27 protein-coding genes and 3 tRNA genes are annotated in these 25,914 nt (G+C 51.9%); 11 read left to right on the forward strand and 19 right to left on the reverse strand.

Features of this window, described 5'->3' with window-relative positions:
• Positions 1 to 7 precede the first annotated feature (7 nt).
• Both hsp20 and ACP5H1_RS02150 read left to right on the forward strand, forming a co-directional pair.
• Entirely contained in the window at positions 8 to 541 is a 534-nt protein-coding gene (hsp20, locus tag ACP5H1_RS02145; protein ID WP_427971164.1) for an archaeal heat shock protein Hsp20, read from the forward strand.
• Positions 542 to 668: 127 nt separating this feature from the next.
• Positions 669 to 2,039, forward strand: a complete 1,371-nt coding sequence (locus tag ACP5H1_RS02150; protein ID WP_427971166.1) for a digeranylgeranylglycerophospholipid reductase — start codon at positions 669 to 671, stop codon at positions 2,037 to 2,039.
• Positions 2,040 to 2,055: 16 nt separating this feature from the next.
• On the opposite strand, the gene cysS is transcribed toward ACP5H1_RS02150, so the two are convergent.
• On the reverse strand, positions 2,056 to 3,486 hold the full coding sequence (cysS, locus tag ACP5H1_RS02155) for a cysteine--tRNA ligase (RefSeq protein ID WP_427971168.1): 1,431 nt from the start codon (positions 3,484 to 3,486) through the stop codon (positions 2,056 to 2,058).
• A gap of 138 nt (positions 3,487 to 3,624) precedes the next feature.
• Here cysS and ACP5H1_RS02160 point away from each other — a divergent pair, with 138 nt between their 5' ends.
• On the forward strand, positions 3,625 to 4,509 hold the full coding sequence (locus ACP5H1_RS02160; protein WP_427971170.1) for a prenyltransferase: 885 nt from the start codon (positions 3,625 to 3,627) through the stop codon (positions 4,507 to 4,509).
• 20 nt (positions 4,510 to 4,529) lie between these two features.
• Here ACP5H1_RS02160 and ACP5H1_RS02165 read toward each other — a convergent pair whose 3' ends face one another.
• Both ACP5H1_RS02165 and ACP5H1_RS02170 read right to left on the reverse strand, forming a co-directional pair.
• Complete coding sequence (locus ACP5H1_RS02165; RefSeq protein ID WP_427971172.1) at positions 4,530 to 5,111, reverse strand: hypothetical protein; 582 nt, start codon at positions 5,109 to 5,111, stop codon at positions 4,530 to 4,532.
• Between the two features lie 116 nt (positions 5,112 to 5,227).
• The gene (locus tag ACP5H1_RS02170; protein WP_427971174.1) at positions 5,228 to 5,737 is read right to left on the reverse strand and encodes a 50S ribosomal protein L11; all 510 of its coding nucleotides are present in this window, start codon (positions 5,735 to 5,737) and stop codon (positions 5,228 to 5,230) included.
• 183 nt (positions 5,738 to 5,920) lie between these two features.
• Here ACP5H1_RS02170 and ACP5H1_RS02175 point away from each other — a divergent pair, with 183 nt between their 5' ends.
• The gene (locus ACP5H1_RS02175) at positions 5,921 to 7,873 is read left to right on the forward strand and encodes an aldehyde ferredoxin oxidoreductase N-terminal domain-containing protein (RefSeq protein ID WP_427971176.1); all 1,953 of its coding nucleotides are present in this window, start codon (positions 5,921 to 5,923) and stop codon (positions 7,871 to 7,873) included.
• Between the two features lie 66 nt (positions 7,874 to 7,939).
• On the opposite strand, the gene alaS is transcribed toward ACP5H1_RS02175, so the two are convergent.
• The 4 genes from alaS to ACP5H1_RS02195 form a co-directional block, all read right to left on the reverse strand.
• On the reverse strand, positions 7,940 to 10,693 hold the full coding sequence (alaS, locus tag ACP5H1_RS02180; RefSeq protein ID WP_427971178.1) for an alanine--tRNA ligase: 2,754 nt from the start codon (positions 10,691 to 10,693) through the stop codon (positions 7,940 to 7,942).
• Between the two features lie 92 nt (positions 10,694 to 10,785).
• Positions 10,786 to 11,130: a 50S ribosomal protein P1 gene (gene rpl12p, locus ACP5H1_RS02185; protein ID WP_013266166.1), complete on the reverse strand. Its 345-nt coding sequence runs from the start codon at positions 11,128 to 11,130 to the stop codon at positions 10,786 to 10,788.
• A 338-nt stretch (positions 11,131 to 11,468) separates the two neighbouring features.
• The gene (locus tag ACP5H1_RS02190; RefSeq protein ID WP_427971181.1) at positions 11,469 to 12,503 is read right to left on the reverse strand and encodes a 50S ribosomal protein L10; all 1,035 of its coding nucleotides are present in this window, start codon (positions 12,501 to 12,503) and stop codon (positions 11,469 to 11,471) included.
• Between the two features lie 7 nt (positions 12,504 to 12,510).
• The gene (locus ACP5H1_RS02195) at positions 12,511 to 13,155 is read right to left on the reverse strand and encodes a 50S ribosomal protein L1 (protein ID WP_427971183.1); all 645 of its coding nucleotides are present in this window, start codon (positions 13,153 to 13,155) and stop codon (positions 12,511 to 12,513) included.
• A gap of 144 nt (positions 13,156 to 13,299) precedes the next feature.
• Between ACP5H1_RS02195 and ACP5H1_RS02200 the strand changes: the two genes are divergently transcribed.
• Positions 13,300 to 13,374 (forward strand) — tRNA-Arg (locus ACP5H1_RS02200).
• Positions 13,375 to 13,440: 66 nt separating this feature from the next.
• Here ACP5H1_RS02200 and ACP5H1_RS02205 read toward each other — a convergent pair.
• Positions 13,441 to 14,211 (reverse strand): hypothetical protein, encoded by a 771-nt coding sequence (locus ACP5H1_RS02205; protein WP_427971185.1) that lies wholly within the window; start codon positions 14,209 to 14,211, stop codon positions 13,441 to 13,443.
• A gap of 88 nt (positions 14,212 to 14,299) precedes the next feature.
• Between ACP5H1_RS02205 and ACP5H1_RS02210 the strand changes: the two genes are divergently transcribed.
• Positions 14,300 to 14,560: a hypothetical protein gene (locus ACP5H1_RS02210; protein WP_427971187.1), complete on the forward strand. Its 261-nt coding sequence runs from the start codon at positions 14,300 to 14,302 to the stop codon at positions 14,558 to 14,560.
• 17 nt (positions 14,561 to 14,577) lie between these two features.
• Positions 14,578 to 14,913, forward strand: a complete 336-nt coding sequence (locus ACP5H1_RS02215; RefSeq protein WP_427971189.1) for a hypothetical protein — start codon at positions 14,578 to 14,580, stop codon at positions 14,911 to 14,913.
• On the opposite strand, the gene ACP5H1_RS02220 is transcribed toward ACP5H1_RS02215, so the two are convergent.
• From ACP5H1_RS02220 to ACP5H1_RS02235, 4 genes are all read right to left on the reverse strand, one after another.
• The gene (locus ACP5H1_RS02220; RefSeq protein ID WP_427971191.1) at positions 14,891 to 15,247 is read right to left on the reverse strand and encodes a hypothetical protein; all 357 of its coding nucleotides are present in this window, start codon (positions 15,245 to 15,247) and stop codon (positions 14,891 to 14,893) included. The genes ACP5H1_RS02215 and ACP5H1_RS02220 overlap by 23 nt on opposite strands.
• A 133-nt stretch (positions 15,248 to 15,380) precedes the next feature.
• The gene (twy1, locus tag ACP5H1_RS02225; protein WP_427971193.1) at positions 15,381 to 16,424 is read right to left on the reverse strand and encodes a 4-demethylwyosine synthase TYW1; all 1,044 of its coding nucleotides are present in this window, start codon (positions 16,422 to 16,424) and stop codon (positions 15,381 to 15,383) included.
• A gap of 1 nt (position 16,425) precedes the next feature.
• On the reverse strand, positions 16,426 to 17,448 hold the full coding sequence (locus ACP5H1_RS02230) for an NAD(P)/FAD-dependent oxidoreductase (RefSeq protein WP_427971195.1): 1,023 nt from the start codon (positions 17,446 to 17,448) through the stop codon (positions 16,426 to 16,428).
• Positions 17,449 to 17,700: 252 nt separating this feature from the next.
• Positions 17,701 to 18,372 (reverse strand): GntR family transcriptional regulator, encoded by a 672-nt coding sequence (locus tag ACP5H1_RS02235; protein WP_427971197.1) that lies wholly within the window; start codon positions 18,370 to 18,372, stop codon positions 17,701 to 17,703.
• A gap of 92 nt (positions 18,373 to 18,464) precedes the next feature.
• Here ACP5H1_RS02235 and ACP5H1_RS02240 point away from each other — a divergent pair, with 92 nt between their 5' ends.
• From ACP5H1_RS02240 to ACP5H1_RS02250, 3 genes are all read left to right on the forward strand, one after another.
• The gene (locus tag ACP5H1_RS02240) at positions 18,465 to 18,899 is read left to right on the forward strand and encodes a hypothetical protein (protein ID WP_427971199.1); all 435 of its coding nucleotides are present in this window, start codon (positions 18,465 to 18,467) and stop codon (positions 18,897 to 18,899) included.
• Positions 18,900 to 19,080: 181 nt separating this feature from the next.
• Positions 19,081 to 19,195: transfer RNA gene (locus ACP5H1_RS02245), tRNA-Tyr, on the forward strand.
• A gap of 32 nt (positions 19,196 to 19,227) precedes the next feature.
• Positions 19,228 to 20,229 (forward strand): MBL fold metallo-hydrolase, encoded by a 1,002-nt coding sequence (locus tag ACP5H1_RS02250; protein WP_427971201.1) that lies wholly within the window; start codon positions 19,228 to 19,230, stop codon positions 20,227 to 20,229.
• Positions 20,230 to 20,375: 146 nt separating this feature from the next.
• On the opposite strand, the gene ACP5H1_RS02255 is transcribed toward ACP5H1_RS02250, so the two are convergent.
• The 7 genes from ACP5H1_RS02255 to ACP5H1_RS02285 form a co-directional block, all read right to left on the reverse strand.
• Positions 20,376 to 20,522 carry a hypothetical protein gene (locus ACP5H1_RS02255; protein ID WP_427971203.1) on the reverse strand — a complete coding sequence of 49 codons (147 nt, stop codon included), beginning with the start codon at positions 20,520 to 20,522 and terminating at the stop codon, positions 20,376 to 20,378.
• 169 nt (positions 20,523 to 20,691) lie between these two features.
• Positions 20,692 to 21,504, reverse strand: a complete 813-nt coding sequence (gene fdhE / locus ACP5H1_RS02260) for a formate dehydrogenase accessory protein FdhE (protein ID WP_427971205.1) — start codon at positions 21,502 to 21,504, stop codon at positions 20,692 to 20,694.
• A 6-nt stretch (positions 21,505 to 21,510) separates the two neighbouring features.
• Complete coding sequence (locus ACP5H1_RS02265; protein WP_427971208.1) at positions 21,511 to 22,617, reverse strand: electron transfer flavoprotein subunit alpha/FixB family protein; 1,107 nt, start codon at positions 22,615 to 22,617, stop codon at positions 21,511 to 21,513.
• A complete protein-coding gene (locus ACP5H1_RS02270) occupies positions 22,614 to 23,468 on the reverse strand; it encodes an electron transfer flavoprotein subunit beta/FixA family protein (RefSeq protein ID WP_427971211.1) in 855 nt (284 codons plus the stop codon). Before ACP5H1_RS02270 ends, ACP5H1_RS02265 begins: the two co-directional genes overlap by 4 nt.
• Positions 23,469 to 23,479: 11 nt before the next feature.
• The gene (locus tag ACP5H1_RS02275) at positions 23,480 to 23,785 is read right to left on the reverse strand and encodes a ferredoxin family protein (RefSeq protein WP_013266185.1); all 306 of its coding nucleotides are present in this window, start codon (positions 23,783 to 23,785) and stop codon (positions 23,480 to 23,482) included.
• Positions 23,782 to 25,077 carry an FAD-dependent oxidoreductase gene (locus tag ACP5H1_RS02280; RefSeq protein WP_427971305.1) on the reverse strand — a complete coding sequence of 432 codons (1,296 nt, stop codon included), beginning with the start codon at positions 25,075 to 25,077 and terminating at the stop codon, positions 23,782 to 23,784. The genes ACP5H1_RS02275 and ACP5H1_RS02280 overlap by 4 nt, the downstream gene beginning before the upstream one ends.
• A 174-nt stretch (positions 25,078 to 25,251) precedes the next feature.
• Positions 25,252 to 25,683 carry a translation initiation factor IF-2 subunit beta gene (locus tag ACP5H1_RS02285; RefSeq protein ID WP_427971214.1) on the reverse strand — a complete coding sequence of 144 codons (432 nt, stop codon included), beginning with the start codon at positions 25,681 to 25,683 and terminating at the stop codon, positions 25,252 to 25,254.
• A 110-nt stretch (positions 25,684 to 25,793) separates the two neighbouring features.
• Between ACP5H1_RS02285 and ACP5H1_RS02290 the strand changes: the two genes are divergently transcribed.
• Positions 25,794 to 25,866: transfer RNA gene (locus tag ACP5H1_RS02290), tRNA-Ala, on the forward strand.
• The last annotated feature ends 48 nt before the right edge of the window (positions 25,867 to 25,914 follow it).

Below are 25,914 nucleotides of genomic sequence, written 5' to 3' on the forward strand. Positions count from 1 at the left end.
TTAGAGGTTGAGCGACGAGCGCAAGAAGAAAAGGAGGTCTTTTGATGACATATTCGATGAGATAGACGACCTCATGAGGAGATTTGAAGAGGAATTTGAGGACATGGAGAGGGACTTCGAGGACTTGCTTAAGAACGCCCCCACTAAGGAAGGGCCATATTATTATGGTGTGAGGGTCTACGTTGGCCCAGACGGCGTGCCTCATATAGAGCAGTTTGGCAACATAAAGAAGGAAGGCAGGGGAAAGGTAATAATAAGCGATGAGACTGAACCGATGGTGGACGTTATGGAACGTGACGATGAGGTATGGGTCGTAGCGGATCTGCCTGGCGTCGACAAGGATCAAATAAAGGTTTCAGCCACTGAAAGAACAGTCAGCATTAGGGCTGAAGGCGACAAGAGAAAGTACTCAAAGGAAGTAGAGCTGCCAGCCGTCGTGGATCCGAGCTCAGCTAAGGCTACGTTCAAGAATGGAGTGCTCGAAATTAAGTTTAAGAAGCTTCAGGGCTCGAAGGGAAGTGTCAACATAAAGATAGAGTGACATGTAGATGATCTTCCCCTCTTCACCGTAGGCCAAGCGAGTCTGACCTAATGTTGGTGAGCGCCCCTTAGCTTAAGTATCGTTGTTTTTAAACCCCGCACGAAGCAGTAGCTCAAGGAGGTTCGTCTTGACAAAGGAGCTAACGTATGACGTAGTAATTGTAGGCCTCGGCCCTGCAGGCTCCTCACTCGCTTACTTTCTAAGGAAATCTGGGCTCGAAGTGGCAGGCATTGAAATGAATGGCCCTGAAGGCGCGTGGGGCAAGCCCTGCGGTGATGCTATAGGCAAGCACCACTTTGACGAGACGGGCCTTCCATATCCCACGGGCGAGTCGCTTAAGCAAAAGATAGACGGCATTGATATAGTAAGTCCCTACGGGGGCGTCAAGCTAAGGGTTAACGGAGAAGGGTTCATAATAGACAGGAACAAGTACGGACTTACCCTCATTAATGAGAGCGCTAAGGGCGATGTCGATATTTACATGAGAACCCGCGTCACGTCGCCTAAGCTGGAAGGGGGAAGGCTTGTCGGCGTTTATGCCAAAGGCGAGAACGGCGAGGACCTTCTGTTCAAAGGAAAGATCATAGTAGACGCTACCGGCAACAGCGGCCTCCTAAGGAGGCAGCTGCCCACGTCCTGGCCCGTTAATGAACCCCTGGACCCTAAGGACGCCAACATAGCTTACCGCGAGATCAGGGAACTGAACTACACTGTAGAGGAGCCCAGCTACCTTAAGATCTACGTTAACCAGGAGATATCCCCAGGGGGCTACTGGTGGTACTTCCCTGAGGGCAAGGAGTCCGCCAACATAGGCCTCGGGGTTCAGGGAGGCATGGGTTATCCAACCCCTAACACTATATTCAAGCAGAGGCTCGAAAAGTTAGACGAAGTCAAGAACTATAGAAAGGTTATCAACGCGGCCGGCTCCAAGGTTCCAACAAGGCGCCCTGCTAACACGCTTGTGTGGGATAACTTCATTGGAATAGGGGACAACGGGTATACTGTGAACCCGGTGCACGGAGGTGGAATGGGCTACGCCATGGTCGCAGCCTACTACGCCTCTAAGTCAATAATCAAGGCATTCACTGAGAACGACTTCTCAGCCAAGGCCCTCTGGGACCTTAACATAAATTATATAAAGTCCATTGGGAGAAGGCAGGCTTCTCTCGACATCTTCAGGATATTCTTACAGAGGCTCAGTAACGACGACATAGAGTACGGCCTTAAGCATGGCGTAATGAACGCAGACCAAGTTTATGAGACGAGCGTCTCAGGCGAGCTGAAGGCCAACCTAGGGCTCCTTGACAAGGTCTCTATAGCGCTTCGCATGCTCGGCAGACCCTCGCTGCTGCCTAAGCTAGCCACCGTGGCCGCCTATATGAAGAGGGTTCAACAGCTCTACGACGCCTATCCAACGTCACCAGAGGGTCTTGACACCTGGGTCTCGGCCATCAATGCCCTTTACTCTGAGTATAAGTCTAGGATAGGCGTGGCCTAGACCTTTCCATCGCTCATCAGCCCGCTCTTTTCCATGTGGTCTCCTCGCCTTTATCGACTAGAGTTACGCCATATGAAGCCAGCCTGGACCTTATGTAATCTGCTAGGTCGTACATCCTGTTTTTACGAAGCTGCGACCTAACCTCAACTAAAAGATCTATAAGCTGGTCTTCGAGGGAAGCTATAGGGGCCATCGGCGCCCCCTCAAAAATATCATCTAAGACTGCGTAGACTCTGTTAAAGTCTACAAGCACTTTGTACGTAAAAGCTATGAGGGCCCTTGACTCCGATGAAGCTATATACTTGTAATATTCTGAGGTTAAGGCCCATACGCTGCCCGCGGCCTCCCCCATGTTAAAGTCTCTCTGCATCGCCGCGTGCCAGTTTAGGTACAGGGACCTTAGCTTGAAAAGCTCGTCTACATCTGCGGCTTTCATATAGTTGACGTATTCCTCCTTAGAGAGCCTCTTAACTATGTCGCTCGCAATATCGCGCAGCCTCTCGACCAGCTTCTTGGCCTGTCCAAGGCTTTGTTCGGAGTACTCGAGGCTTCCTCTATAATGAGAGGTAAGAACCCACATCCTTATTACATTGGGGCCCCACTCATTTATCGCGTCCCTTAAGCTTACAATGTTTCCAAGGCTCTTGCTCATCTTCTCGCCCCTTATAGTCAGCATGCCCGTGTGAAGCCAGTACTTAACCCAGGGGCTGCCAAAGAGGCTCTCGCTCTGGGCCCTCTCGTTCTCATGATGCGGAAATATGAGATCGGAGCCCCCTCCATGAATGTCGATCCTGCTCCCAAGATACCTGCTGCTCATCACGCTGCACTCTATGTGCCACCCGGGCCTCCCGCGGCCCCAGGGGCTTTCCCACCACGGCTCTCCAGGCTTGGCGGCTTTCCACAGAGCAAAGTCATAAGGATGGCGCTTCTCTGACACCACTCCCTCCCCTTGATCCCACAGGGCCTTGTTGAAGTTGCCGCTAAGCCTTCCATAGTCGGGGTATGCATCAACGTCGAAGTAAACGCTGCCGCTCGACGCCACATAAGCATAGCCTTTCTCGACAAGCTTCCCTATAAAATCTATGATTTCGTTTATGTGAGACGTCACCCTGGGGTGTAAGTCGACTCTTATGTTGAGCTTCGAGAGGCTTTCCAGGTAATCCTGCGCGTAGCTGTCCGCTACCTCTCTCCAGCTCACGCCGCGCTCCGAGGCCCTCTTTATTATCTTGTCATCTATGTCTGTTATGTTCTGAACGTGATATACGGAATAGCCTAGCAGTGATAGGTACCTCTTTATTCCATCGAATGCCACAAATGTCTTAGCATGACCTATGTGAACGTAGTCGTACACCGTTGGACCACAGACGTACATGGTTACAAGTGGAGGAGACCATGGCCTGAAGACTTCCTCCCTTCTTCCTAGGGTGTTAGTTACCGTCAGCGTCATCCTGCTCGCCTAAGCTCAGGCTGCGTATCAAAGGTCCTTAAATTTGCCGCTACAGGACTCTAGCTACCCATCGACGTAATAGCGATCGCTCCCCAATGTTTTTAAGTTTCTTTCAAACCACTATAAAGTGGTGCCATCTTGACCAGCCCCAAGAAAGTCTTCATGGGTACTAGACCGTGGAGCTTGCCTATGTTTATAGTGGTATTAATGATAGGGTTTCTCTCGTTCAATAAAGCTAAGTTTTCTCTGCCAGTGATATTGATACTCATGTTAGCTATCGTAGGCGAGCTCCTCATGCATTCGGCGACCAATATACTTAACGACGTCTATGACTTTTATAAAGGCATAGATGGCCCGGACTCGGCCACGCTTAGGTACAACTTCGTCTTCGACAAGGAGGTGGGACCTAGGAGGACTCAGTCCATATCCCTCGCTTTCTTCCTCTTCTCGGCAGCGCTCGGGGTTGCAGTTGCTGTTCTAGGGAGGCCATTAGCAATACTTCTAGGGCTTTTTGGCATTTTCCTCGGGTACTTCTACAGCGCGCCGCCTCTGGAACTGAAGTATAGGGCCCTTGGCGATCTGGCCGTGATTGGCTCCATGTTGCTCCTGACGCTCACAGGGTACTACCTGGCGAGCAGCTCGCTGTCTCTGAAGGGGCTCGCGGTCGGCATACCGATGGCCTTCATCATAGATGACGTACTCATGGCGAATAATATAAGAGACTTAGGCAGGGATAGCAAGAGAGCGAAGACATTGGCTACAGTGCTGGGCCCAGGTCTCTCCAAGGCCATCTACTACGTTTTCATGGCTGTTGCCTATGTAGTTCAGGTTGCTCTCGTGGTCCTAGGCATATTGCCGCCTGAAGCCCTTCTGCCACTACTATCCTTGCCTTTGCTCTTCTCAATAGCTAGAAAAGTGGAAAACTCTAAGTCCTGGCTGCAGATCGACGTGATGACTGCCAACCTTGCCGTAGCATTTGGGTTACTTGAAATAATAGGGCTGGTACTCCATATTGCTTTATAAACCTTACGTAGGCTCTAAAGCTATAGTCCATGATCTCCCAGCGTTTTAAGAATAATCTTGAGGTTCTCTCCGATTTCGTTTAAACCATTATAGTTTGTGTAGTACACCTCGATTTCCCCTCTGCGCACGTCGCCTGAAGGCAACAGGAACATGCCCTTACCCTTGAATACGCTGACTGAACCCACGGAGTCGAAGAGGCCTGTCTCAAACCTCACGCAGGGAAAGTCCCTGAGGTCTTTAGTAGGAATTGCATTAAAGTACCTGTAAAAGTAAAGCCTCTTGTCCTGGAATGATATGCAGACCGCGGCGCTGATAGCGCCTGGGCCATCAAGGTTACAGGCCAATACGTCTCTTAGAAACATATAACTGCACTTTCTGCAAGCCGCTGCCTGTAAGATAGACCTTTCAGCGAGGGAGACCCTAAGCTCATTATGGAGGAGCCACGCTATAAATAACATGGCTGAGAGCCAGAGTACTACATAGATGATAATAGATATGTACCATGAAATCCCCATCATCAGATGAACAGCGTACGTAATCGAGGAGGTTACCAGAAGGTCGGCCCCTGCTAACGCCAGGGTCAAAGTCTTAATCGAGGTCACCAATATGCGCCCCGTTCCCGCCGCCCTTGGTCAAGGACCCCTTATTCTTATTACTGATTTTACTGACTAAGAACTGGTTACTGCAGAGTTGCGAGCTTTGAAACACACTATATATCTTAGCGGGAGGCCCACTCAGACTCGTACTTGCTTATTATTTCGTCATAAGCGCCCGCGTCCACGTCCTTTATGACTTCCTTTGGGTCTTTGTTGTCCACCGTTAGCCCTATGCTCTTGGCGGTGCCAAGCACGCTCTTAACGGCCGACTTTAGTGTCTTAGCGGTTATCTTAGGCTTTACCATTAACGAGACCTTGACTATGGACTCAAAACTTACGTTGCCGATCTTCTTGTGAGCTGGGTCACCACTGGGAGCATCGACGCCTGCCTCCTTGAGCAGCAATGCTGTAACGGTGGGGATCCCGACCTCTATGCGATAAGATTTTGTCGTCATGTCAACTGTTATCTTTACAGGCACTGTCATGCCCTTAAAGTCCTTTGTCTTATTATTGATCTCATCTATTACCTGCTTGACATTTAGGCCTAGGGAGGATAAAGTTGGGCCTAGAGGCGGGCCGGGCTTAGCGTTCCCCCCTTCTATCTGAATGTTTATTATCTTCTCCTGCGGCACCCGTAACACCTCTCATAACTGACTTGCCTTGGGTTATAAAAGTTTCAGTTGCTCATAGTTTCATGAAATTTTAATATAAAGCCATTAAACGAAACCTAATTTGATCTAAGGCCTGTCCTATACTTATTTAACTTCCCTTACAAAACTATTCCTAACGGAGATAAGTGGAGGTGCTTAACTTAAATGGAGTTTAAAGTGCTTTATATTGATGCCACAAAACGCTCTTATAAAATCGAATCCGTAAACAACCCAGAGCTCTTTGGAATAGTTGACCTTGGGCTGCAGGTACACTTAGACATGAAGAGTTATAACGTAGACCCTCTGGACCCCGCCAACCCTCTTGTGCTTGGAATAGGACCCTTTGCAGGCGGCGCCGTTGTTGGCAGCCACAGAATAGTGGCTGTCTTCAAGAGCCCAGAGAGCAGGGGCCTCCACGTGAGCGAGATGGGAGGGGCCGGCTACTCATTCTTCAGGACTGGACTTGACGCGCTCGTGATTACCGGCAGAAGCGAGAGGCCCCTGCTCATAAGGGTCATAGGTAGCTCTAACGGCGAAGTCTCCGTGAGCTTCTCGGATCTAAGCTTTGACGAGCTTAACAAGATATACTCAAACTACGCAGGACTCAGCGGCACGAAGGCGCTAACTAAGTACGTCGTTGACATGGACAGGGACCTCATAGTTAAGAACCACGCCAGAGTGGCCGTAGTGGGGCCTGGGGCCTATAAGACCCCCTTCGCAGGCATCTTCAGCTACGTCCTAGATGACAAAGGCAACTTGACTGAAGTCTCGGACTCGGCCTCCAGAGGCGGTGGGGGCTCCGTTATGGCACAGGCGCACAACGTTGTGGCCATAACGTTTGGTGGAACTTACAAGAGGCCTAATCCAAACCTTTCAAATGTACAGATACTCAACAAGATTGCACAGGAGGTCTACAAGAAGCCCTTCTCACAGGCGCTTCTTGACAAGACCACAAAGTACAGGTTTGACCCGGCCTCTAAGACCGGAGGCACGTTTGGCGAGAACTACCCACATTACAAAGAACTTGTTCCAATGCTCAACTATAACCACGTGTACCTAAGTCGCGGTCTCAGGCTTGAACTGCATGGGAAAATTATGGACTACTTCTGGCGCCCATTCCAGGACGAGGTCTTTGATGGAGGAAAGCTCACGCCTGCCTCCAAGAACTGTGGCGAGCCGTGCCCGGTCGTCTGTAAGAAAATATTTAATAAGGTCAAGATAGACTATGAGCCTGCCCATGGCGTTGGCCCCATAAGTGGAATCTTTGACATAAAGAAGAGCGCAGAGCTGGTGGACCTGGTTGATAACTTGGGGCTCGATGCCATAGAGGCAGGCCACTTCGTGGGATGGATATTCGACCTCATAGACAAGGGACTGTTGAACCCAGAAGACGTGGGGCTTGACAGGAAGCCAGTGATGGATCCGAAGCTCCAGGGTCCAGAGGCCAGCAAGGTGAACGCTGAGCTGGCCAGGAAGCTTCTCATAAACCTAGTAAGCGATGATACCACTAAAGTCCTTAAGATAGTGGGCTCCATGGGGCTCAGGGCCGCGGCCAAGGAACTAGACAATCTCTACAGCGACCGCGTGGCCAAGAGCGGTGTTAAGTTCGAGGATCTCCTAGTATATGCAGCCTTTGGCAAGAGCGGTTACTTCACGCCGAACTTTTACTGGTCGCCAGGGGTCCTTGCGCCGCTCTTCGTGCTTGGCAAATACTGGACCGACTACTCGCCGGCATTTAGGGAGCCTGAGGACTACGCCTCCGCGGCGCTACGGCGCGCGGTGATGGAACTGCTAATAGCAAACGCCGGGTTCTGCAGATTCCACAGGGGCTGGGCCGAAGAGGCCCTCACGGGCCTCTATAAGGAGATGCTTGGGGCTGAGCTGGACGTCTATAAACATGGCCTCTTGACCTATAAGAGAATAGCCGAGTATCAGGCCAAATCTGAGGCTACGCCAGAGCCGTGGGAGTCCAGAAAGGTCATGGATGCCATAGCTTCTCTTGCTGCTGAGACAGGCGTGCATGGCTGGGAGGACGCCATGTACCACACCGAGAAAATGGCTGAGTGGTGGAACAGGTTCTATAAGAAACTCCAGGAAGAACTGAATAAGGTCTCTTGACATCTAATAAAGGGCGTACTATCTTTAAGCAACTAATATTGTTGTTGGTTATTGCAACAAAGGCCATCAGCTCTGAGCGTTCTGAGATACTATCCTGGAAACGGAGCGCTTTATTATAGCATCAACCTTCTCTGGAACCTCGCTGGTGAAGAAACTCCCGTAGGTGCCTCTGCCTCCGCCGGTAACCTTAAGCTCTGATGAAATTGCCGCAAGTATCGCCTCCACGCTCAGTACCCTGGAGGCCTCCCTGCCTAGGCCAAGCTCGTATCTGTAGCCCTTATCCTCTTTAACGGCTACAGCTATGACTGAGTTTACGAACTCGTCAGTTAGCTCCTTTAACGCATCGCGCGCTGACTTCACGTCAGGCTCTGGGTACTCTAAGGTAGCTACGATAAGGCCATTAACCTTGCTTGAGGCTACAAGGTCCTTGGCAGTGCTAAGCCATAGGCTACGATAAGCCTTCACCGACTCCCTCAGCCTCATCAACTCATCTTTAAGCTCCCTGACTTTATTCAGCTCCTCTCCACCTTGCGCTCCTAGCTCTGAGGACATCTGTGCCATCCTATCTTCGAGGGCCGCCATCTCTTCAGGAACCCTCGTACCTGCCACGAACTCAAGCCTAACTACACCATCCTGTATCTTCTCTACATTGATTATCTTTATGCCCCCTATGTCGCCAGTGTTGGTCACATGCGTCCCAAAACAGGCTTCGACGTCCCAGCCCTGGACCTCCACAACCCTTATCTTGCGCTCCATTGGAACTCCGCCCTCGTAGAGCACGAAGCCATACTTGGACTCAGCCTCATTACGATCCATGTAGGCCTGCAGCACTGGCCTCCTCTCATCAATGACCCTGTTTGCCAGCTCCTCTATCCTCCTGACCTCTTCCCTTGTAAGGGGTTTATGGTGTGTTATGTCAAGCCTTGCCTTCTCAGGCGTCTTCTCCGCTCCCGCCTGCCATACGTGGTTACCTAAGACCCTTCTTGCAGCTCCGAGTATTATGTGGGTTGCCGTGTGATGCCTCATAAGTCTAAACCTACGAACCCAGTCTATCTCTCCTCTGGCCTCGCCACATGAGGCGTTATCAACGGCCCTGTCGAGCTTGTGAACTATCACGTCACCTGCCTTCTGAACGTCCACCACGTTATACCTTTCACCGCAGATCTCCATAACCCCTACGTCGTTAAGCTGGCCGCCGCCAGTGGCATAGAATATCGTTGAGTCCAATACCACGTACTCGCCCTTGACACCCATTATCTTAGCGGTAAAGCTCCTTGCATAGGGGTCCTTGTGGAACAGCAGCTCCGTTGACTTAAACTGGCGGGCCCAGGAGACCACGTCCTCCGGCAGTGAGCTCTTCTCCTCTATGGAACGTACCTTGGCGGGGGCCCTGTGCCTGGCCGCCACCAGCGAGTAGAAGTTACGCGGCACCAGCACAGTTATGCCCTTCTTAGCCGCGGCCTCCGCAACTACCTCTGGAGGTATGCCATAGCTGTCGTAGAGCTTAATGAGGGTCTCCAGGCTTGCCCCCTGCGACAACTCGCGTAGGGCCAGCTTCTCGCCCCTCCTAAGCAGGTCCTTGTACCTATCCTCCTCAAGGCCAACCGCCTCAACGATGTAGCCTCTGTTCTCCTTGAGCTGCGGGAAGTCGGAGCCCCAGAGGTCTATCTGCATATCAACAATCCTAGCCAGGTCATAGCCCTCGTTGAGAAGCCTGAGCTGCCTCAGGGCCCTCCTTATCACTAGCCTGGCAAGGTAGCCCTCCCCCGAGTTGCTTGGAACAACTCCATCACCTAACATCATCGCTATGGTCTTGCTGTGATCCAGCACGCTGTAAAGCCTTGCCTCGCGCTCCAAAACCTGCCTAACCTCGCTCAGGGGGGCGCCTGTAGTCTTTGAGACCTGCTGGTAGAAGGCGTCAAGGCTGCCCTCCACGTCAGGGTTAAACTTAGCCGCGGCCCTGAAGGCTGCCCAGAGGTACTCCTCAGGGGGCCTCGGAAGGCCTAGCTCGCCCCTCACCTTATCCAGCAGCTGGCCATAGATGGCGTGGAAGGCCGTTGGAGTCTTCTGCGTGAACCAGGCCATACGCTCGACTCCGTAGCCTGTGTCGACGATTTTCAGCGGAAGCTCCACGTAGTTGCCATTTTCATCTATCTTATACTGCATGAATACCAGGGTTGCTAATTCGAGGCCGCCGACCGTGACCTCAAACGATGGCCCAGCGTTGCCTCCTCCCTCCCACCAGGACTCCTTAAACACTATGAGGTCTCCAGGTATTCCAAGCTCCTTGGTAAAGAACTCGTAGGCATACCTCACGGTCTCATCTTTCCAATAGACCTGCTTGTCAGGATAGTTGAACGCGTGGTGCGCAGCCATCTCAAACGTAGTCATGTGCCTCCCTATGGTGAGGCCTACGTTATCTATATCCTCAAGCCTTATGCAAGGCTGGCTTATCACGAGGGGGTTCGCGGGGGGCGGCACCAGGCCGCTGGTCACGTGCGGCTGAAAGTCCACGATGCTGGCTATGGTCAGGTAAAGGTCCTCGCGCCACCTGGCCACCACAGGCCTTGGCTGAACCGGCGTGTGGCCGTGCCTTGCAAAGAAATCTATGAACTTCCTCCTGGCCTCCGCCACCGTCAGTCCTGGCACCGAGGGTATCCTGTCAAACCAGTAATCAGTGTCGGGCACGTCCTGACAAGTGTCAAAGCTGGCATTGAGCGTCCAGAAGAAGTCCCCTCCAACCCTGCACTGCTTCCTCTGATACCCCTGCTCCTTGAAGAAGGGGAGCCTGTACTCGCTAGGGTTCACCTGAATTGGCAAGCCTTACACCTTCCGTCCTTCCTTACTAGGGTAGAACTTTGACCTTAGTAAAATAGGTTTCTTCCAATATCGGTGGAGTTTCGTGCAGATGTTCACATGCCGAAGAGCCCTGAGAGGCCTGCGCTGATGTCAGCCTCGCTGGCCTCGCTCTTCTTCTCTTCCTCCTTCTTCTGCTCCCCTCCCTGCTGCGCAGGCGCCTGCGCAGGAGCCGCCGCAGGCGCTGCTGCTGGGGCAGCCACGCTCACTGCAGTGGCGTTCTTAAGGACGTCCTCGAGGTTTAGCTGCGAGAGGCTGGCAACGAGCATCTTAACTTTTGCGTCGTCTACCTGAAGGCCTAGGGCCTCAACTACCTTTTTAAGGTTGTCCTCGTTTATCTGGGCCCCCGCGTAGTAAAGTGCAAGGGCCGCATGCACGTAGGCCTTGCCTTCCTGTGCCATACTCCATCAACCCCTTTCCAGTAGCTGTTATAGCGGGGGAGTTATAAAGAATGTTGCTGAGTTAACGCGTTGGCTAAGACCTGATGCTTAGCATGACGCAAGACCATAGACAAGGGCTGAGGCCTTTCAAAAGGTATTTCAACAATGCCGTCATATCGTTAACTTGACTAAGGACATCGTATGTTAAGGCCTTGCCTCTCTATAACTAGGGATCTTAAGGGGAACTTCTGATGCAGCTTAAGATTACCTACAGCCAGAGAAAGGGGAAGTCTATGCCACTGCCGGCGGGCCTTACAAACTAGTAGTCACAAGAGATGCGCTTTCTCTAAACAAAAGCGCTACGAGCCGAAGAGCCCTGAGAGGCCTGCGCTGATGTCAGCCTCGCTGGCCTCGCTCTTCTTCTCTTCCTCCTTCTTCTGCTCCCCTCCCTGCTGCGCAGGCGCCTGCGCAGGAGCCGCCGCAGGCGCTGCCTGCACCACCTCAAGGCCTAGCTCTTTAGCTTTATCGCCGAGAGCCGCTATGACAGAGGTCTCCTCAGCGACCGCCTGCTCAATAGCAGTCTTGGCAGTATCAGCGTCTAACGTTAGCTCTCCAGCCCTTATCACCGAGAGAGCCTCTAGCTCTGTCTCAACTGCCAGCATCTGCACAACCTCAGGCACCTCGAAGAACCCTATAGTCTTAGCAAGGTAGGTGCTCTCCTGCTCTGACCTTATTATGTCGTTCTTTGTTGCCTCGAGGTCTATGTGCAGCATATCGCCAGGTATGACCGTCTCGCCGTCCCATGCCGCAACTACGTTAAGCCCTATCTCCATGGGCTGTATGCCTAGCTGCTGCAGAAGGCTTGCAAGGTCAGGCGATATAACATCGCCCTTTTTGGCCACGACCGTGTCGCTCTTTATGTATATGGTTCCCTTCCTGACTTCGTAGGGTATCTTAAGCTTTCCAAACACGCTTACCATGGGGCCAGGCCTGATGCCTGTGTCGCCTTCGGGTACTACTATGTCCTTAGTTGCCACCTGCCCTGGCTTGGCTGGCGCGGGCATCTTCAGCTTATCTATTGTCAAGGTTAACAGGAACGGGTTCTCATTTGTTGCTATCACAAGAACTCCGTGCTTAAGGTAAGGCTCTATCTTCTCCTTCTTAAGGCCACGGCGCTCGAGCGCCAAGTAGACAAGGTTTTTCTTGGCCACAGTCATTATTGCCTTGCCGCGGAGCTCCTTCCTTATCATCTGAAGCTGCTTGGCAGGCAGCCCCTCTAAGTCAGCGAAGAGAACATACCTGTTCTCTGCAAATATTTTCTCGAGCTCTGCCACCCTCTGTCTCTTATATTCTGGCGGCTCGAGTCTGCCTTTCTTCTGGATCATTGTTGCCATGTTAACATCACCTCAGCGGCACTTCCACAGGTGTACCCATAGTAGTCTTTATATAAATGCTTCCTATCTTGGCTGCCCCTACCCTTGACTCCACCACGGAGAGGACGGCATTTACGTTATCAACAAGCTCCTCAGGCTTCATTGAAGTAGTTCCTACCCTGCTCATTATCTGTGGCTGACCCCTGATCCTGACCCAGGCAGCCCTCTTATAGTTGTTGACGAGCTCTGCCAAGTTGGCCCTGGGCGGTATAGGGGTTGGCACCTTGCCCCTCGGTCCTAGGGCTGGGCCCAGGACGCTGCCAACAAGGCCCATGAGGTCGGCCTGAACAAGAACCCAGTCGCACGAGCGGCCTATGGCCTTGACCCTCTTTTTGTCGCCACGCATAGCATTCAGATCGTCCCTTGAAATGGTGGTTACGCCAAGCTTCTTAGCCTCAAGTAGAAGGTCGCCCGCAGCCACCACACAGACGTTTGGGTCCTTGGCAGGTTTATGAGGTAAGAATACCACTTCCCTCAGTCTGCCCTCTGGGCTCTTGACATCAAAGTCCTTGAGGGTAACTATGAGTTCTACCGCCTGCTCGAACTTCGTCTTCTTGGAGAGCGAAAGCGCCCTGTTTATATACTCTATCAGGGCATCTTGCTGCAAGGGCACGTCTTGACACCTCTTTGCAGCCTTAGCCTTACGCGGTGTATAAGGAACTCTGTGGGGTTAAAAAGCGGTTTCCTAGCCTTAGACAAGCCTTCCCGGCGTGCGCCCTGACAATGTTTTTAAGCAATAAGCACCCTTAGTCCTTTGGGACCCGTAGCTCAGCCAGGACGGAGCGTCGGCCCTCTAAGCCGATGGTCGGGGGTTCAAATCCCCCCGGGTCCGCCTTTGGCTTCTCTTCGTCAGAAAACGTGGGCATCTCTAGCGCTTTTATAAGAAAACGAGTTTACACTAAGAATAGGCTGTTAAGTTTAAAAGGGTCATGGAAATATAGTTCGCAACCCCTGTCCCGACAGTAATTTGCGCTGCTACCGGCACATCATCTAGGTTGATTACTCCCGCACTGACGCTATAAGCACCGCTAGTGCCTAGGAATGAGGTCTGCGGTGTAATGGTTATCTCGACGCCCCTGTAGCTCTTGCCGTTAAACACTATTGGCGTGAATAGGTACCCTACGGTGGCGTCGGTGCTTCCCGGCTGGCCATCAAGGAGATCCTTCCAATTTATGTTATAATATGAACTGAAGTACGAGAGCCCATAGAGAGGCCCAAGGCCAGGGAACGCCTCAAGCGATATAGTGCCCGTGAATGGGTTATATGATATACTTGCGCTCGTCAGCAAGGGTGTGATGTAAGAGGACATATTAGAGTCGCTCACGTTCTGCTTAACGCCCCCTATGTTTATGTAAATCCATGTTATGTTAGTGCTGTTATATCCAAACTCCACAAAGCCGAGCTCGTAACCCGATGAATTAGTGAGAATGATATAAGCTGTCCTGTTAGGGTAGTTCTTGAGCGTGACATAGTACGTATCCCCTGAAGGAGAAACATACATCTTATACTCAAGCGATGAGACCTTGGAGAGGACAAGGCCCAGGGGCCTCTGTGCTGTTATTGTGAGCAACGTGGACCTATAGGAATAGTAAAACGCTATACCTATGGAGCCCACTATTATCGTTGCTGCGAATAAGGCTATTGTTAAGATCGCCAGCTTTCCTAGCAAGCTCTACACCCTTCCTCTGCTCTGCCTGCTAAAACGATAGGTTTTAAGTCTGTGTAGACCTACGCTCGCGGAGGTGGAGCCTGGGACTATGACAGTAGGTAAGGTAAGGGGAGTTAATGCAATGGGAACGCTCGGCTGGACAACGGTCAGATGCAGAGTGTGCGGGAGGCTGCTGGATTTAAGCGGCCAGAGGCCAGGGAGCAGGAGGTTTGAGGCCGTCTATATGTGTCCAAAGTGCGCAAAAACCCTTGACGCGTACTTCTGCGCGGCAGATGCCAGGTCGCTGAAGTATCGCTGCCCCTTCTGCGGCTCGGAGCTGGTACTTGCCACGCCTGTGATAAGCGAATGACCAGCCGGGTCTCCTTGATGATTGAGAAAAACCTGTTGAATGGCAACTATGTGATTAAGCTTGAGTCCGGAGGGTTGAAAACCTTCATAGTTGACGCAGATGTAGGACTTAAGCCTGGTGTAAGAGTTGATTGCGAGAAGACACTTAACTATAATGGCGTAAAACTCTGTTATGTTAAACGCTCTGAGGACTGCACGCTTGTTGTGCTCATCACTGAAAAACGCAGTGAGATTATAGGGTGCTATGTGGTGGGCTATGCAGGTGCTGCTGAAGTCGCTCGCAACAAATGCATGCAATGCGCGAAGGAGTTCTCAGCGGCCATCGACGCTACTACTGCTGACAAGGTGCAGTGAGGCTATAATCGCCGTAACCATAAATTTCCCCCAGCTCTGCCATTGACACGAGCCTGCATATATAGCTCATGTCTAGGCCCAGGGATTCGCATACCCTTAACACGTTGTGAAGCGTCGGCCTCCTTATAGACTCCCTGAGGGCACGCCTAACCTGAGGGGCTGCCCCCTTAGCATATCTTAAGGCTGATGCCAAGAGCCTCATACCGTCGCTGTTTACCTCCTCGTTCTTAGTAAAGTACGACCAATAGTTAGTGAGCAGCTTAATCATAATCCTGGCTATCTCCCTGTCGCTTTTCTCAAAGGGTGAACCCTCAGGGCTTGCACCCTTCTCCATTGCTACATCAGCTCGGCAGCGATGCGAGGCCTCATCATAGGGCTTAGATGCGCTCTTTCTTTAAAACCTTCTGGCGTGAGTAAATAAATCCTATCATCGCTTCTTGGCCCCGAAACCTTTGGAATCATGTAAATCATGCAGTGTCCTCGTACTCTCCTGGCGCTGGCATGTCCGGCGAGTTCCAGTCAACTGGAGCGTCGCCGTACCTTATGGGCTTTTCAAGCTTGGAGAGCAGCACAACCCTACTAGGCATACTTTCACTGACTATCGGATACCCTGTGAGCTCGCTGAGCTTCTTGGCCACCTCTTTAACCTCCCAGTGCCTTGGCATATTGTCGAGGCGCAGCCTTCCCCTGCTGGCCCCTACATACATGTACGCCTTTACCTCTATGTAGTCAGGCCTGCCTAGGTCTACAAGCTTAGCGAAGCCTTTGAGCGCCGCTTCGTTATCATTGTACCCCTTAACTATGGTTATCCTGTAAACGGTTGTTGAAGAGAAGCTTGGAAGCATCTCCAAGGTTTCCAGGGTCAGCTCCCACGCCCTTGGAACCAGGGGCCTGTTGAAGTAATTGTAGGACTCCTTGTCCCACGACTCTAGGCTAATATAGATCTGATTAGGCTCCTCCTCCAGATTAGCCAGTACGTCAGGCCTCACGCCCCTTGTGACCAGGAACGTTGATATGCCCCTCCTGTGGAACTCCCTTATCAGCTCGCCCAGCCTGGGATAAAGCGTGGCCTCGCCGGTCAGGCTGATAGCCACGTGTTTTGGCACTGTGGCCTCCTTGTACATCTGGGGCGAGACGCCTGGCCTCCCCTTGTAGCCACTTATGATTCTCCGGTACTCCTGTATGGCCTTCTCCACTATCTCCTTAGGGTCGTCAGCGAACGGCATGCGCGTCTCGTTCCACTCTATTCCAACATCCTGGGGCCTGAGCCTCCAGCAGTGAAGGCAGGCGTTCCAGCACCAATGGTTGGTGACGCTGAGCTGTATGCACCTGTGGCTCTCTATGCCGTAGAACTTGCCCTTGTAGCAGAACCTCCCTTCGACGAGGGCGGCGTGATTCCAGTAGCACTTCTTTACAGAACTGTGGTTACCTATTATGTGGTAGCCCTGCTTTACAAGCTTTTGGTTCAGCGTATTGTAAATCTCTTTCTCCTCTACCTGCCTCTCCTCCAACTTACTTTGCCTCCCTGCTAGCCAGCGCGGGCCTCCTTACAAGCCCGTGCTCTGTCAAGTATGTGTAGGCGCTGTAGGCGGCTATAGCCCCTGATGCGGCTGCATTAACTATCTGCCTGAAGCCGCGCCACAGGCTTATCGCGTCGCCTGCAGCAAAGACTCCAGGAAGGTTGGTCTTCATCCACAGGTCTGTCTTCACATAGCCAAGCTCGTCAACCTCTAGGCCTAAGGACTGGTACCAGTCCTTAGGGGGTTCGAAACCTATCTCTATGAACACTCCGTCCACGTTAAGCTCTCTAATGTTGTTGTCGACGTTGTTCTTTACTACAACGCTCCTAACCACCTTGTCGCCCTTAATCTCTGTAACCACCGAGTTGAGGACGAACTCTATGTTAGGCCTTGACATGGCTTCCTGGACGTAGAATGGCTTTGCCCTGAACTCGCTCCTCCTGTGTATCAGGTACACCTTCTTCACGTAGCCTGAAAGCAGTATGGCTCCTTCAAAGGCCGCGTCGCCACCTCCTACCACTGCAGCCGCTTCCCTGCCCTTATAGAGCGGCGCATCGCAGATGCTGCAGTAGCTTACGCCCCTGCCGGCGAACTCGTTTTCGCCAGGCACGTTTAGCTTCCTTCTCCTAGAACCGACGGCAAGTATTATCGTCTTAGAATAAACGTCCAGCCCTCTCGTCCCAGTTACGTGATATTCATCGCCCTCTCTGGAGAACTTCTGGACAGTTATGTTAGTGTAGATAGGGACCCCAAAGAGCTTCTCGGCATGCTCCCTGAAGCGTGATATGAGTTCTGTCGCGCTAATCGAGAGCGTGGCAGGATAATCATCAACTACGTTAGTTAAGTTAAGTTGACCTCCGACGTCCTCGGAGACCACCACAGTCTTGAGCAGGAACCTTGACGCATAGACAGCCGCCGAAAGCCCTGCAGGCCCTGCGCCTACTATAAGCACATCATAATGTTCTCCCTTGGGGGGCACCTTAAACTGAGGTAAGGCTCCAAGTCTCAGCGACACATCGCTTCACCTTTTCTCTCAATCTCGGATTAGCCTTTTAAAGTAGACTAAATACATGCTCCGCCGCAGAGAGCACCTTTAGCCACGTGACAGCACAACGGCAGCTATCCCCTTCTGACAGAGGGGAGGCCAATAGCAAAGCCTTATCGCCCTTCAACTTCATTGGCTAACGTCATTTACCTGCAGCTACAGGCGGCCAATCGCCTGAGCCATTTTAATCAACGCAAGTTAATGCCGACGCCTCATTTAAAATTAAACTAGTATGCCCCCAACCATTCTCTTTGACTTTATGAACTCGATTAAGTTCATCTGATGCCTGAGCGCTGCATCGTGAGCCTCTTTGGGGTCCCCCTTCTCTATGGCTTCATAGATTCTCCAGTGCTCCTCTATTTCCTGCTCAACTCTATTGCTCGACGCAAATAGATCCACCCTGACTATAGCCAACTTGTTCCTTAGATCCTTGAGTATATCCCTCAGGTACTCGTTGCCACTCATGTCGGCTATTATGTCGTGGAAGTAGCTGTTAGCCTGGGCCAGGGCCAGCGGGTTGCTCCTGTCGGCCTTCTTGAAATTCTCAGCCGCCTCCCTTAGCTTACTGAGCATAGCTGGGTCCCTGTTTTCGGCTGCCTTCTCCGCCGCCAAAGCTTCAAGGACGGCTCTTACCTCGAATATCTTAAGTATTTGCTCCTTCGTCAGGAAAGAAACGTGATATCCATCACTGAGTTTCACTACAAGCCCTTCCTTCTCAAGCTTGTGAAGCGCCTCCCTCACGGGTGTCCTGCTTACGTTGTAGAGCTTAGCTAGCGTCGTCTCGCTGAGCTTGTCCTTGGGCTCAAAACGCCTGCCAAGGATGTCGTTTTTAAGCATCTCATAGACCATGTCAGAGTACTTAACCGACTTCTCGTTGTTCTCCTCTGCACACATCTCTGCTCCCTTCTCAAAATAAAGCTATAAAAGAGAGAAAATAAACTTGCTCTTTTAAGCGAAGAGATGTTTATACTATCAAGGAGTGAACTGTGAGCTCGTCCTTACATGAGGAGTATTACGAGCTCCTGTGGAGAGCTGTCAAGTTCGGGCTCTCGGAGCTGCGCCCAGGCTGTGTAGACGCAAAAACGCTGGAGGAAGAATGCGCCAAGTCAAGAGGTTATAGATCTTTTGCCGAAATGCCTCTCTACACCAGACTACTGTGCGCCTCCTCGGCAGTCGTTGCAGAGCTTATGTGCGACTACTTTAGTGCAATCGCGGATTACGTGGCCTCTAATGGGCTGGATAGGGACGGTTTGTGCCAAGAGCTAAGGGAGGCCGATCTACTGTTAGCTAACATAAGCTCTACGTTAGCTGAGGAGGCCGCAGAGTACAAGATTCATGACAGTGTCTACGAAGCTTTTCAAAACGCGGTTGGTAACATTAGGGGCCTCTCTAAGCTCCTCTGCTCTGATAGCCATAACTAGCTGATATCGTAAAGCCCTTGCTACTTGGAGCTAGAATGGAGCTATTTAATATTGAGCGCTCACCTCCCTATCTCGTGGAAAGGAAGGCAACAGCAAATCATGAAGTCTTATGGAAACCTCTCTACTACGGTGATTTCAGTAAGGCTTAAAACAACAGGGCACGGACAGGATACCAGGCAGGCCCGCCGTAGCTCAGCGGTCAGAGCGCCCGGCTGTAGTGGGACGGGGCGGCTGGAGGCCTAGCCCCTCCGGCCGACACCGGGTGGTCCGGGGTTCAATTCCCCGCGGCGGGACCAGGGCCTGCCACTCTATAGCGGCTATTTTTAAGTTGGACAAGCTGGCCAGCAGGGGGTACAGCTTGTTAGCTGCTGTGATGCCGAACGGAGCAATACTATTAGGGAACAATGTAGTGGCCGACTCCTACCATAAAAGGCCTATAAGGGTCGTCACCCATGCCCACGAAGACCATACCAAGTACCTTAGCCGGAGCATCTCTGAGAGCCTGTTCATTGCAGCGACTCCTATCACCCACGAGTTCCTTAAGGTCTTAGGGTACTCGATACCTCAGAGCAAGGCGCTGCTGCTTGACTATTATAAAGAGGTAGAATTTGACGATGAGAGGTTAAAGCTGATACCGTCAAGGCACATAGCTGGAAGCGCCCAGGTAATGGTGGAAACTCCTCAGGGCACCGCTGGCTATACTGGTGACTTCAAGATGCCTGGCACCCCTCCCATGCAAGACCTTGACGTCCTAGTGGTAGACGCCACCTACGGTAGTCCTCACCTGTCCAGAAAGGGAACCGAGTGGGATGCCCTGGGAGCTCTAGTCAATATTATAGAGGCGGAGTCGCCTAACAACCCCATAATAATATATGGTTATAATGGAAAACTTCAAGAAATAATGGTAGAGCTGAGGATAAGAGGCGTTTCAAGCGCCTTCCTGGCTGACGAGACCACTTTAAAGCTTGCTAAGATAGCCTCAAAATTTTATAACGTGGAACTAGGTGACGTGAGACTTTACAGCAGGGATGAGCTTCTCCCAGGGTCCATAGCATTTATTCACCTATCCAAGTCCTCGTCAATGATAAGGGTGCCAGCTGTTCACGTGATACTTACCGGTACCGAAAGGCGGGGCCCCGCTGTTAAGGTTAATGATAAAGTTTACAGAGTTTCCTTTAGCGACCATGCCACCTTCTGGGAGGTGGTGGACTACATAAGGGAGTCAAGGCCAAGGAAAGTCATAGTTGACGCCTCGCGGGGCTTTGACTCTAAGTTCATGGCTAAATATCTTTCGAACGTACTTAATATAGACGCTGTGTCGGAACCTTAGGTGACCATTATGGGCACGCAAGGGCAGAAGGAAGGAGGGCGGCCAGACCCCAGGCTTGTTAACACAAGAGCTTATCTAAGCCACCTCTCCGAAGCCCAGCTGGGCCCGGTTCTTATGTCATTAGGCATAATACTTGCCATAACTTCTTATGCCCTGAAGCGGCCTACTACGTTTTCGGTTGACCTCTCTCTGGTGGGGCTCACATCGGCTATGGTAGGGTCTGCTATGGAGATGGCCTTCCTGCTCATAGTCTCAAGGGTCCTTGACGTAATGTTGGGGAGGAGATATAACATGCTGTTTAAGGTCATTGGAATAGCCGCAATGATGACTGCCTATATGATTATAATAGGCATGCCCATACTTGGAGCTTACCTGGAGAGGTTGATGGCGAGAGAGGGCCTAGCTGAAGGCGGCCTTTCTGGGCAGCAGAGCGTGACAGCCCTTAATCCGCTCTGGCTTTACTCACTTCTTACCTTCGGTTTCATTCTCTTCCTTGTTCAACGAAACCTCAGCATCAGGCTCCTGAGAGTTATTGACAATATCCTTGGGCAGGGCAGTTCTGAACCTCTCAGCAGCCATAGCTAAGAGCGGCAGAACTATGCTGGGCGCCGAAGCCATCTCTTCATCCCAAATAACTCTCCAGTAAGAGCCGCACTCCTGACAGAACATAAGGCCGTACTTCCGCTCCTTGTCCATGAAGGTTCCAAGCTTAAACTTATTGTCATTTCCGCAGAAGGGGCAAACGGGCGAGCCCCTGCCAATGACCCATTCATAGCCGCAGAGGTGGCACACCATCACGTACTTGTCCCCCCTCTTAACCATGGTGCGGCTCTCCGCCCCGCAGAGGGGACAGTAGGGCGACAGGTGCTCTATGGAGCCGTTCTCCTTGAAGTACCTGCTGGCATAGGCCCTCGCTATAGCCTGGAATGCTATTAGGGTGCTTTTTGCCCCCTCCTGGGAGACGTCGCCAGAGATGGCACTTGCCAACACGTCATCTACGGAGTCAGGGTTCAGGCTTTCACCGATGGCCTTAGATGCATAGACCGCCTCCTCCCTTAGGACCCCGTCATTGCTCAGCCTTGCCAAAAGGTCCTGCAGGGTTAGGCCCTGGGACCAGATTTTGTCAATGACTTTTGTTACATCATCCATTATCTTCAGCTGAACCTCTTCCACTTTCCTGGAGAGCTCAACATTGACACGAAGTCCAAGAACCCCAGCAAACCTGCTAAGGCTCCTCTCAAAAAGCCTCAGTCGCTCGTCTTCCCCCTGGCTCAAATCAGGTCACTCTATCCTGGGGGTCTCGCCCCTCTTCACTTGCTCCTTCAGATCCTTAAGCATCTTTATCAGATGTGATATGACCTCGCGATAGTCCGCAACTACGCCATAGTCGCACTGTGAGAAGATAGGTGCCGTTGGGTCCTTGTTTATGGCTACCACGACCTCGGCCTCCCTCACGCCGAACATGTGCTGCGCCGCGCCGCTTATGCCAACAGCCATGTATATGACTGACTTTATTGATTTGCCCGTCTGCCCTATCTGCCTTTCATGAGGTATCCAGCCTAAGTCTACGGCCTTCCTGCTGCCTCCCACGACAGCGCCCATGACGTTGGCCAGCTCCTGCAGCATCTTGAAGCCCTCGGCAGTTCCGAGGCCCTTGCCACCGCCTATCACCAGCTCCGCCTTCTCTATGGGCACCTCAGTCCTTGGCACTACCTTGCGCGAGACGAGCCTTGCCTTAGGCTGGGGTACATAATCCACCTTTTCCTCTATTATCTCTCCCTTCCTGCTCGGATCGCGCTGAGGCAAGGGGAACACGTTGGGCCTTGCCGTAGCCACCTGAGGCCTTCTGTTTGGCGTTCTTATGTATGCCAGCAGCACAGCGCCGAAGGGCGGTCTTATCTGGAAGACGTCCCTGGTCTTCTCATCAACGTCAAAGTCTGTGCAGTCAGCAGTTATTCCTGTCCTCAGGTGGTTGGCTATGTAAGGCGCCAGCTCCCTTCCCTTCATAGTGCCAGCCACGAAGACCATCTCAGGCTTGTACTTCTTAATTAAGCTCACCACGACCTCCCCATAGACGTTGGGCGCATAGGAAGAGAGGCGAGGATCGTCGACTACTATGACCTCGTCAGCCCCATACTCTATGAACTGACTCGCGAACCCCTTTACATTGCTGCCGAGGAGTACGCCAGTTATCTTAACGTTAAGCTTGCTCGCCACTTTCTTAGCTGGCGTTAACATCTGCAGGCTCGGCTCTATAATGCCATTCTCGTCTACTTCGCCTATAACCCAGACGCCCCTGTACTCGCTGTTGTCCCTGCACTCCCACTCAGGGCAAAGCTTGTCGCAGTCCTGCGAGCCCGCTGAAGGGGAAGCTGCCCACTGGCTCATGCTGCCTCACCTCCCTCCTTGAGGGCCTTTATCAGCGCCTTGGAGGTCTTCTCATCAGAAAGCAGCGACTTGAGTATCCACTTGGCGGCATCCTCGCCATTCTTGGGCACGTAGACCTGCTTCTTTCTTGGCACCTCTGGGACGTCGACGGTCTTCGCAACAACGGTTGGCGAGCCCTTAAGTCCGGTGCACCTTGGGTCTAGCTTTAGATCATTATTAGTCCAACTCATCATGATGCTGGGGTTTGCCTTAAACCTTATCTTATTAATCAGCGTGACAGGCCTTGGCTTCAGGGATTTCATAGCAACGTTTATTATGGCTGGAAGATCTATCTCCCACTCCTCTATGGCCTCTTCAAGTATCCTCTCTACCCTTAACTTTCCATCCTCCGTTAGCCATGCGTTTCGGACATAGTATATGTAAGGCCACTCAAGCCAGCTGGCGGTCTGTGCAGCTATGTGAGCAGTGCTGGAGTCCGTGGTCTCCTGTCCGAAGACAGCTAGGTCGACTTTACCTATCTCCTTGTCAATTTTCTTTATCGCGTTAGCCAAAACATAACTTGTAGCCAGGGTGTCGGCCCCAGCATAGGCCCTGTCAGTTATTAGTATTGCCCTGTCGACACCCATGCCTACTAGGTACTCGAGGCCCTTCGCTGCTGGGGGAGGGGCCATAGAGATGGCTATTACTTCGCCGCCATACTTGTCCCTCAGTCTGAGGGCCAACTCAGCTGCAGGTAAGTCGTGCGGATTGACTATGCTCGGAACTCCTTCCCTTATCAGGGTACCGGTCTTGGGGTCTATCCTCACCGACTGAGTCCCAGGGACCCACTTTATGCCTACCACTATCCTCATGCGCTCACCCCTCATGTGAACCTAAAAATAATACCATGACCGCTCTTGGGATAGTTCCAAGTTATTGCATCCATGGGACAAATCACCCTGCAGGTGCCGCACTCCACGCAGCCCTCGTAGCTGAAGACTATCCTGTCGCCGGCCAGAGTGTAGCAGCCTGCGGGACATAGGTAAATGCATGGCTTGGCAGGGCACTTCTCACACTTGGTATAGTCTACCACTATGTGAGGCTCCTCGTCGACGTTCCAGACGTCGCTCTGAAGTATGTCTTCCAGCTTCATGGGCTGAGGCTCCTGTTTGGCCTGTTGAGCGCTCATAAGGACCTCACCACCGAGAGAGTTAATGGCAAGAGGTTAAATAGGCCGATATTTTCGTTGCTAAGCACTGATATCAGGGCCTCGTAAGGCGTTGGAGTAGAGTAGTCCTGCTCGTAAAGTTCCCTGAAGAGGCCCAAGGCTATCCTAGGCAGCTTTGCAAAGAGCGTTGGGTCGTTCATCAGCATCTCCGCCGCCAGGTGCTTCTTGAGGTCTTTGTACACAAAGCTATTCTTGAGGTAAGTCTCATAGACACTTATGTTGTCATAGGTGAAGCCTCCGTGGTCCCTGGCATATTTAACGGCCTCGGCGGCAAGCTTGCCGCTGTAGGCCGCAAAGTCGACACCGCGGTAGTTTATGCCAGTACTTAAAAGCAGCCCAGCCGCGTCACCAACTACTAGAAGGCCTGGATAGGCAAACCTCTCAGGGGCGAACTTAAGTCCTCCCTCAATTGTTAGGTGGCCTCCGTACTCTGAAATTGTGGCGTCACGCCAAAGCCTCCTGAAAAATGGGTGAAGCCTAAAGCCTTCAACAAGTTCGTAAACGTGCTGGTTCAGAGAGCCAGCCTCTATGGCCTCTATGGCGTGCTTTAGGTGGAGAACCACACCTATGCTAACGGTTTCCTTGTTGGTATATATGAAACCTCCTCCTGGAACGCCCTTGGTTATGTCACCCACCACAACCCAGGAGACGCCCTCGTTCGAGTCAATGCCAAATGAGGCCTCAAGCTGCGTGGCGCCGGTTCTAAGCACTTCCTTAACTCCAAGGGCCACGTGATCCGGTTTAGGCTTTTTCACTAGGCCGGCCCTCTCAAGCAGGAGCCTATTGGCACCTTCTGCGTCTATGACCACATCAGCCTCTATGGTGTCAGAGCCGCTCCTCACCCCTACCGCTTTACCATCCCTGAACGCTATTTCATCTACCGTTATCTCATTAACATAAAGGGCCCCGGCCTGCTCAGCCTTGCGCGCCATCCACGACGTGAGTTGAGGCAGGAAGGCTGTGAAGCCTTTGCCGGCAGGACTTTTATACTCGACAGTGAAAACCTCATCACCGTTAACCATGCTTATCCTCTCACGCGTGACCCACCTCTGTATAGGGGCCTCCTTGTCAAGCTCTGGCCAGACCTCTCTAAGGGGCTGCGCGTAAACCCTTCCGCCAAAGAGCTCCTTCTCGCCCCCTCCCCTGCCTCGATCTATTAGAAGCGTCTTGAAGCCTTCCTTGGCTAAAGTATAAGCTGCCGCGGAGCCTGCTGGCCCTGCACCTATCACTACCACGTCGAACTTTGTGGGCACGGAGCTCAAAGCATAGGCACCATTACATCTGACTGTGAGCGTGCTTTAAAGTTTACTTTCAACTTGTGTATTAATTATCTATAACTTGAAAACCTAAGTTAACCTTAGTTACATTCAGCTAATATGTCCTTCTAAAACATCAAGCCTGAAGGCTCTATTGCCTTTGCGTCGCGCTTAGAACGGCTTCAGTGTCTGCTCTGCGCCGCAGGCCTCGCAAACCAGGATCCATACCTTGCCTCTCTTCTCTATGTGAGTATCTATACTTCCACAGGTGGGACACTTGACATAGCTCTTAACGAACATGTCGAGAAGTTGCTTGAGCACCTTGCTAGAGACCTTAACGCTCAGCACGAGCTGTCCGGAACCCTCCTCGTAGCTGCCCGCAGACGCCAGCTCCTTCATTAGATAACGTGAGACCATGTCAGGCTCCCTCTTTAATTTCTGTGAGATATCCCTGAAGTTCTTTATAATGGTCTGCGTCCCGACCCTTATTACTTGAGGTTCTGGCAGTTCAAAGGTCCCTGAACCGCTCTTTGGAGGTATCTTTTTATAAACTCTGTCAAGCAGCCACTCATAGTCCTTTAGCTTCTCTAGGTCCTCGCTCAAAGTCGCATCCCCAGCTATAGGCTCTACAAAAGGATATAAGTTCATGGCCTACGCCCTTTGGTAGGCCTTAAAGCCTTAAAATTGCCAAAGGTGACGCTGCCAGAGAGGGTGGGCCGGTAGCTCAGCTGGAAGAGCGCTCGGCTTGCACCCGAGAGGTCCCGGGTTCAAGTCCCGGCCGGTCCACCTACTTTTGAGACTTATATTACTCACGTTTCGTGATGCCGTCCACCA

Source organism: Acidilobus sp. (assembly GCF_049973875.1).
Lineage (GTDB): Archaea > Thermoproteota > Thermoprotei_A > Sulfolobales > Acidilobaceae > Acidilobus.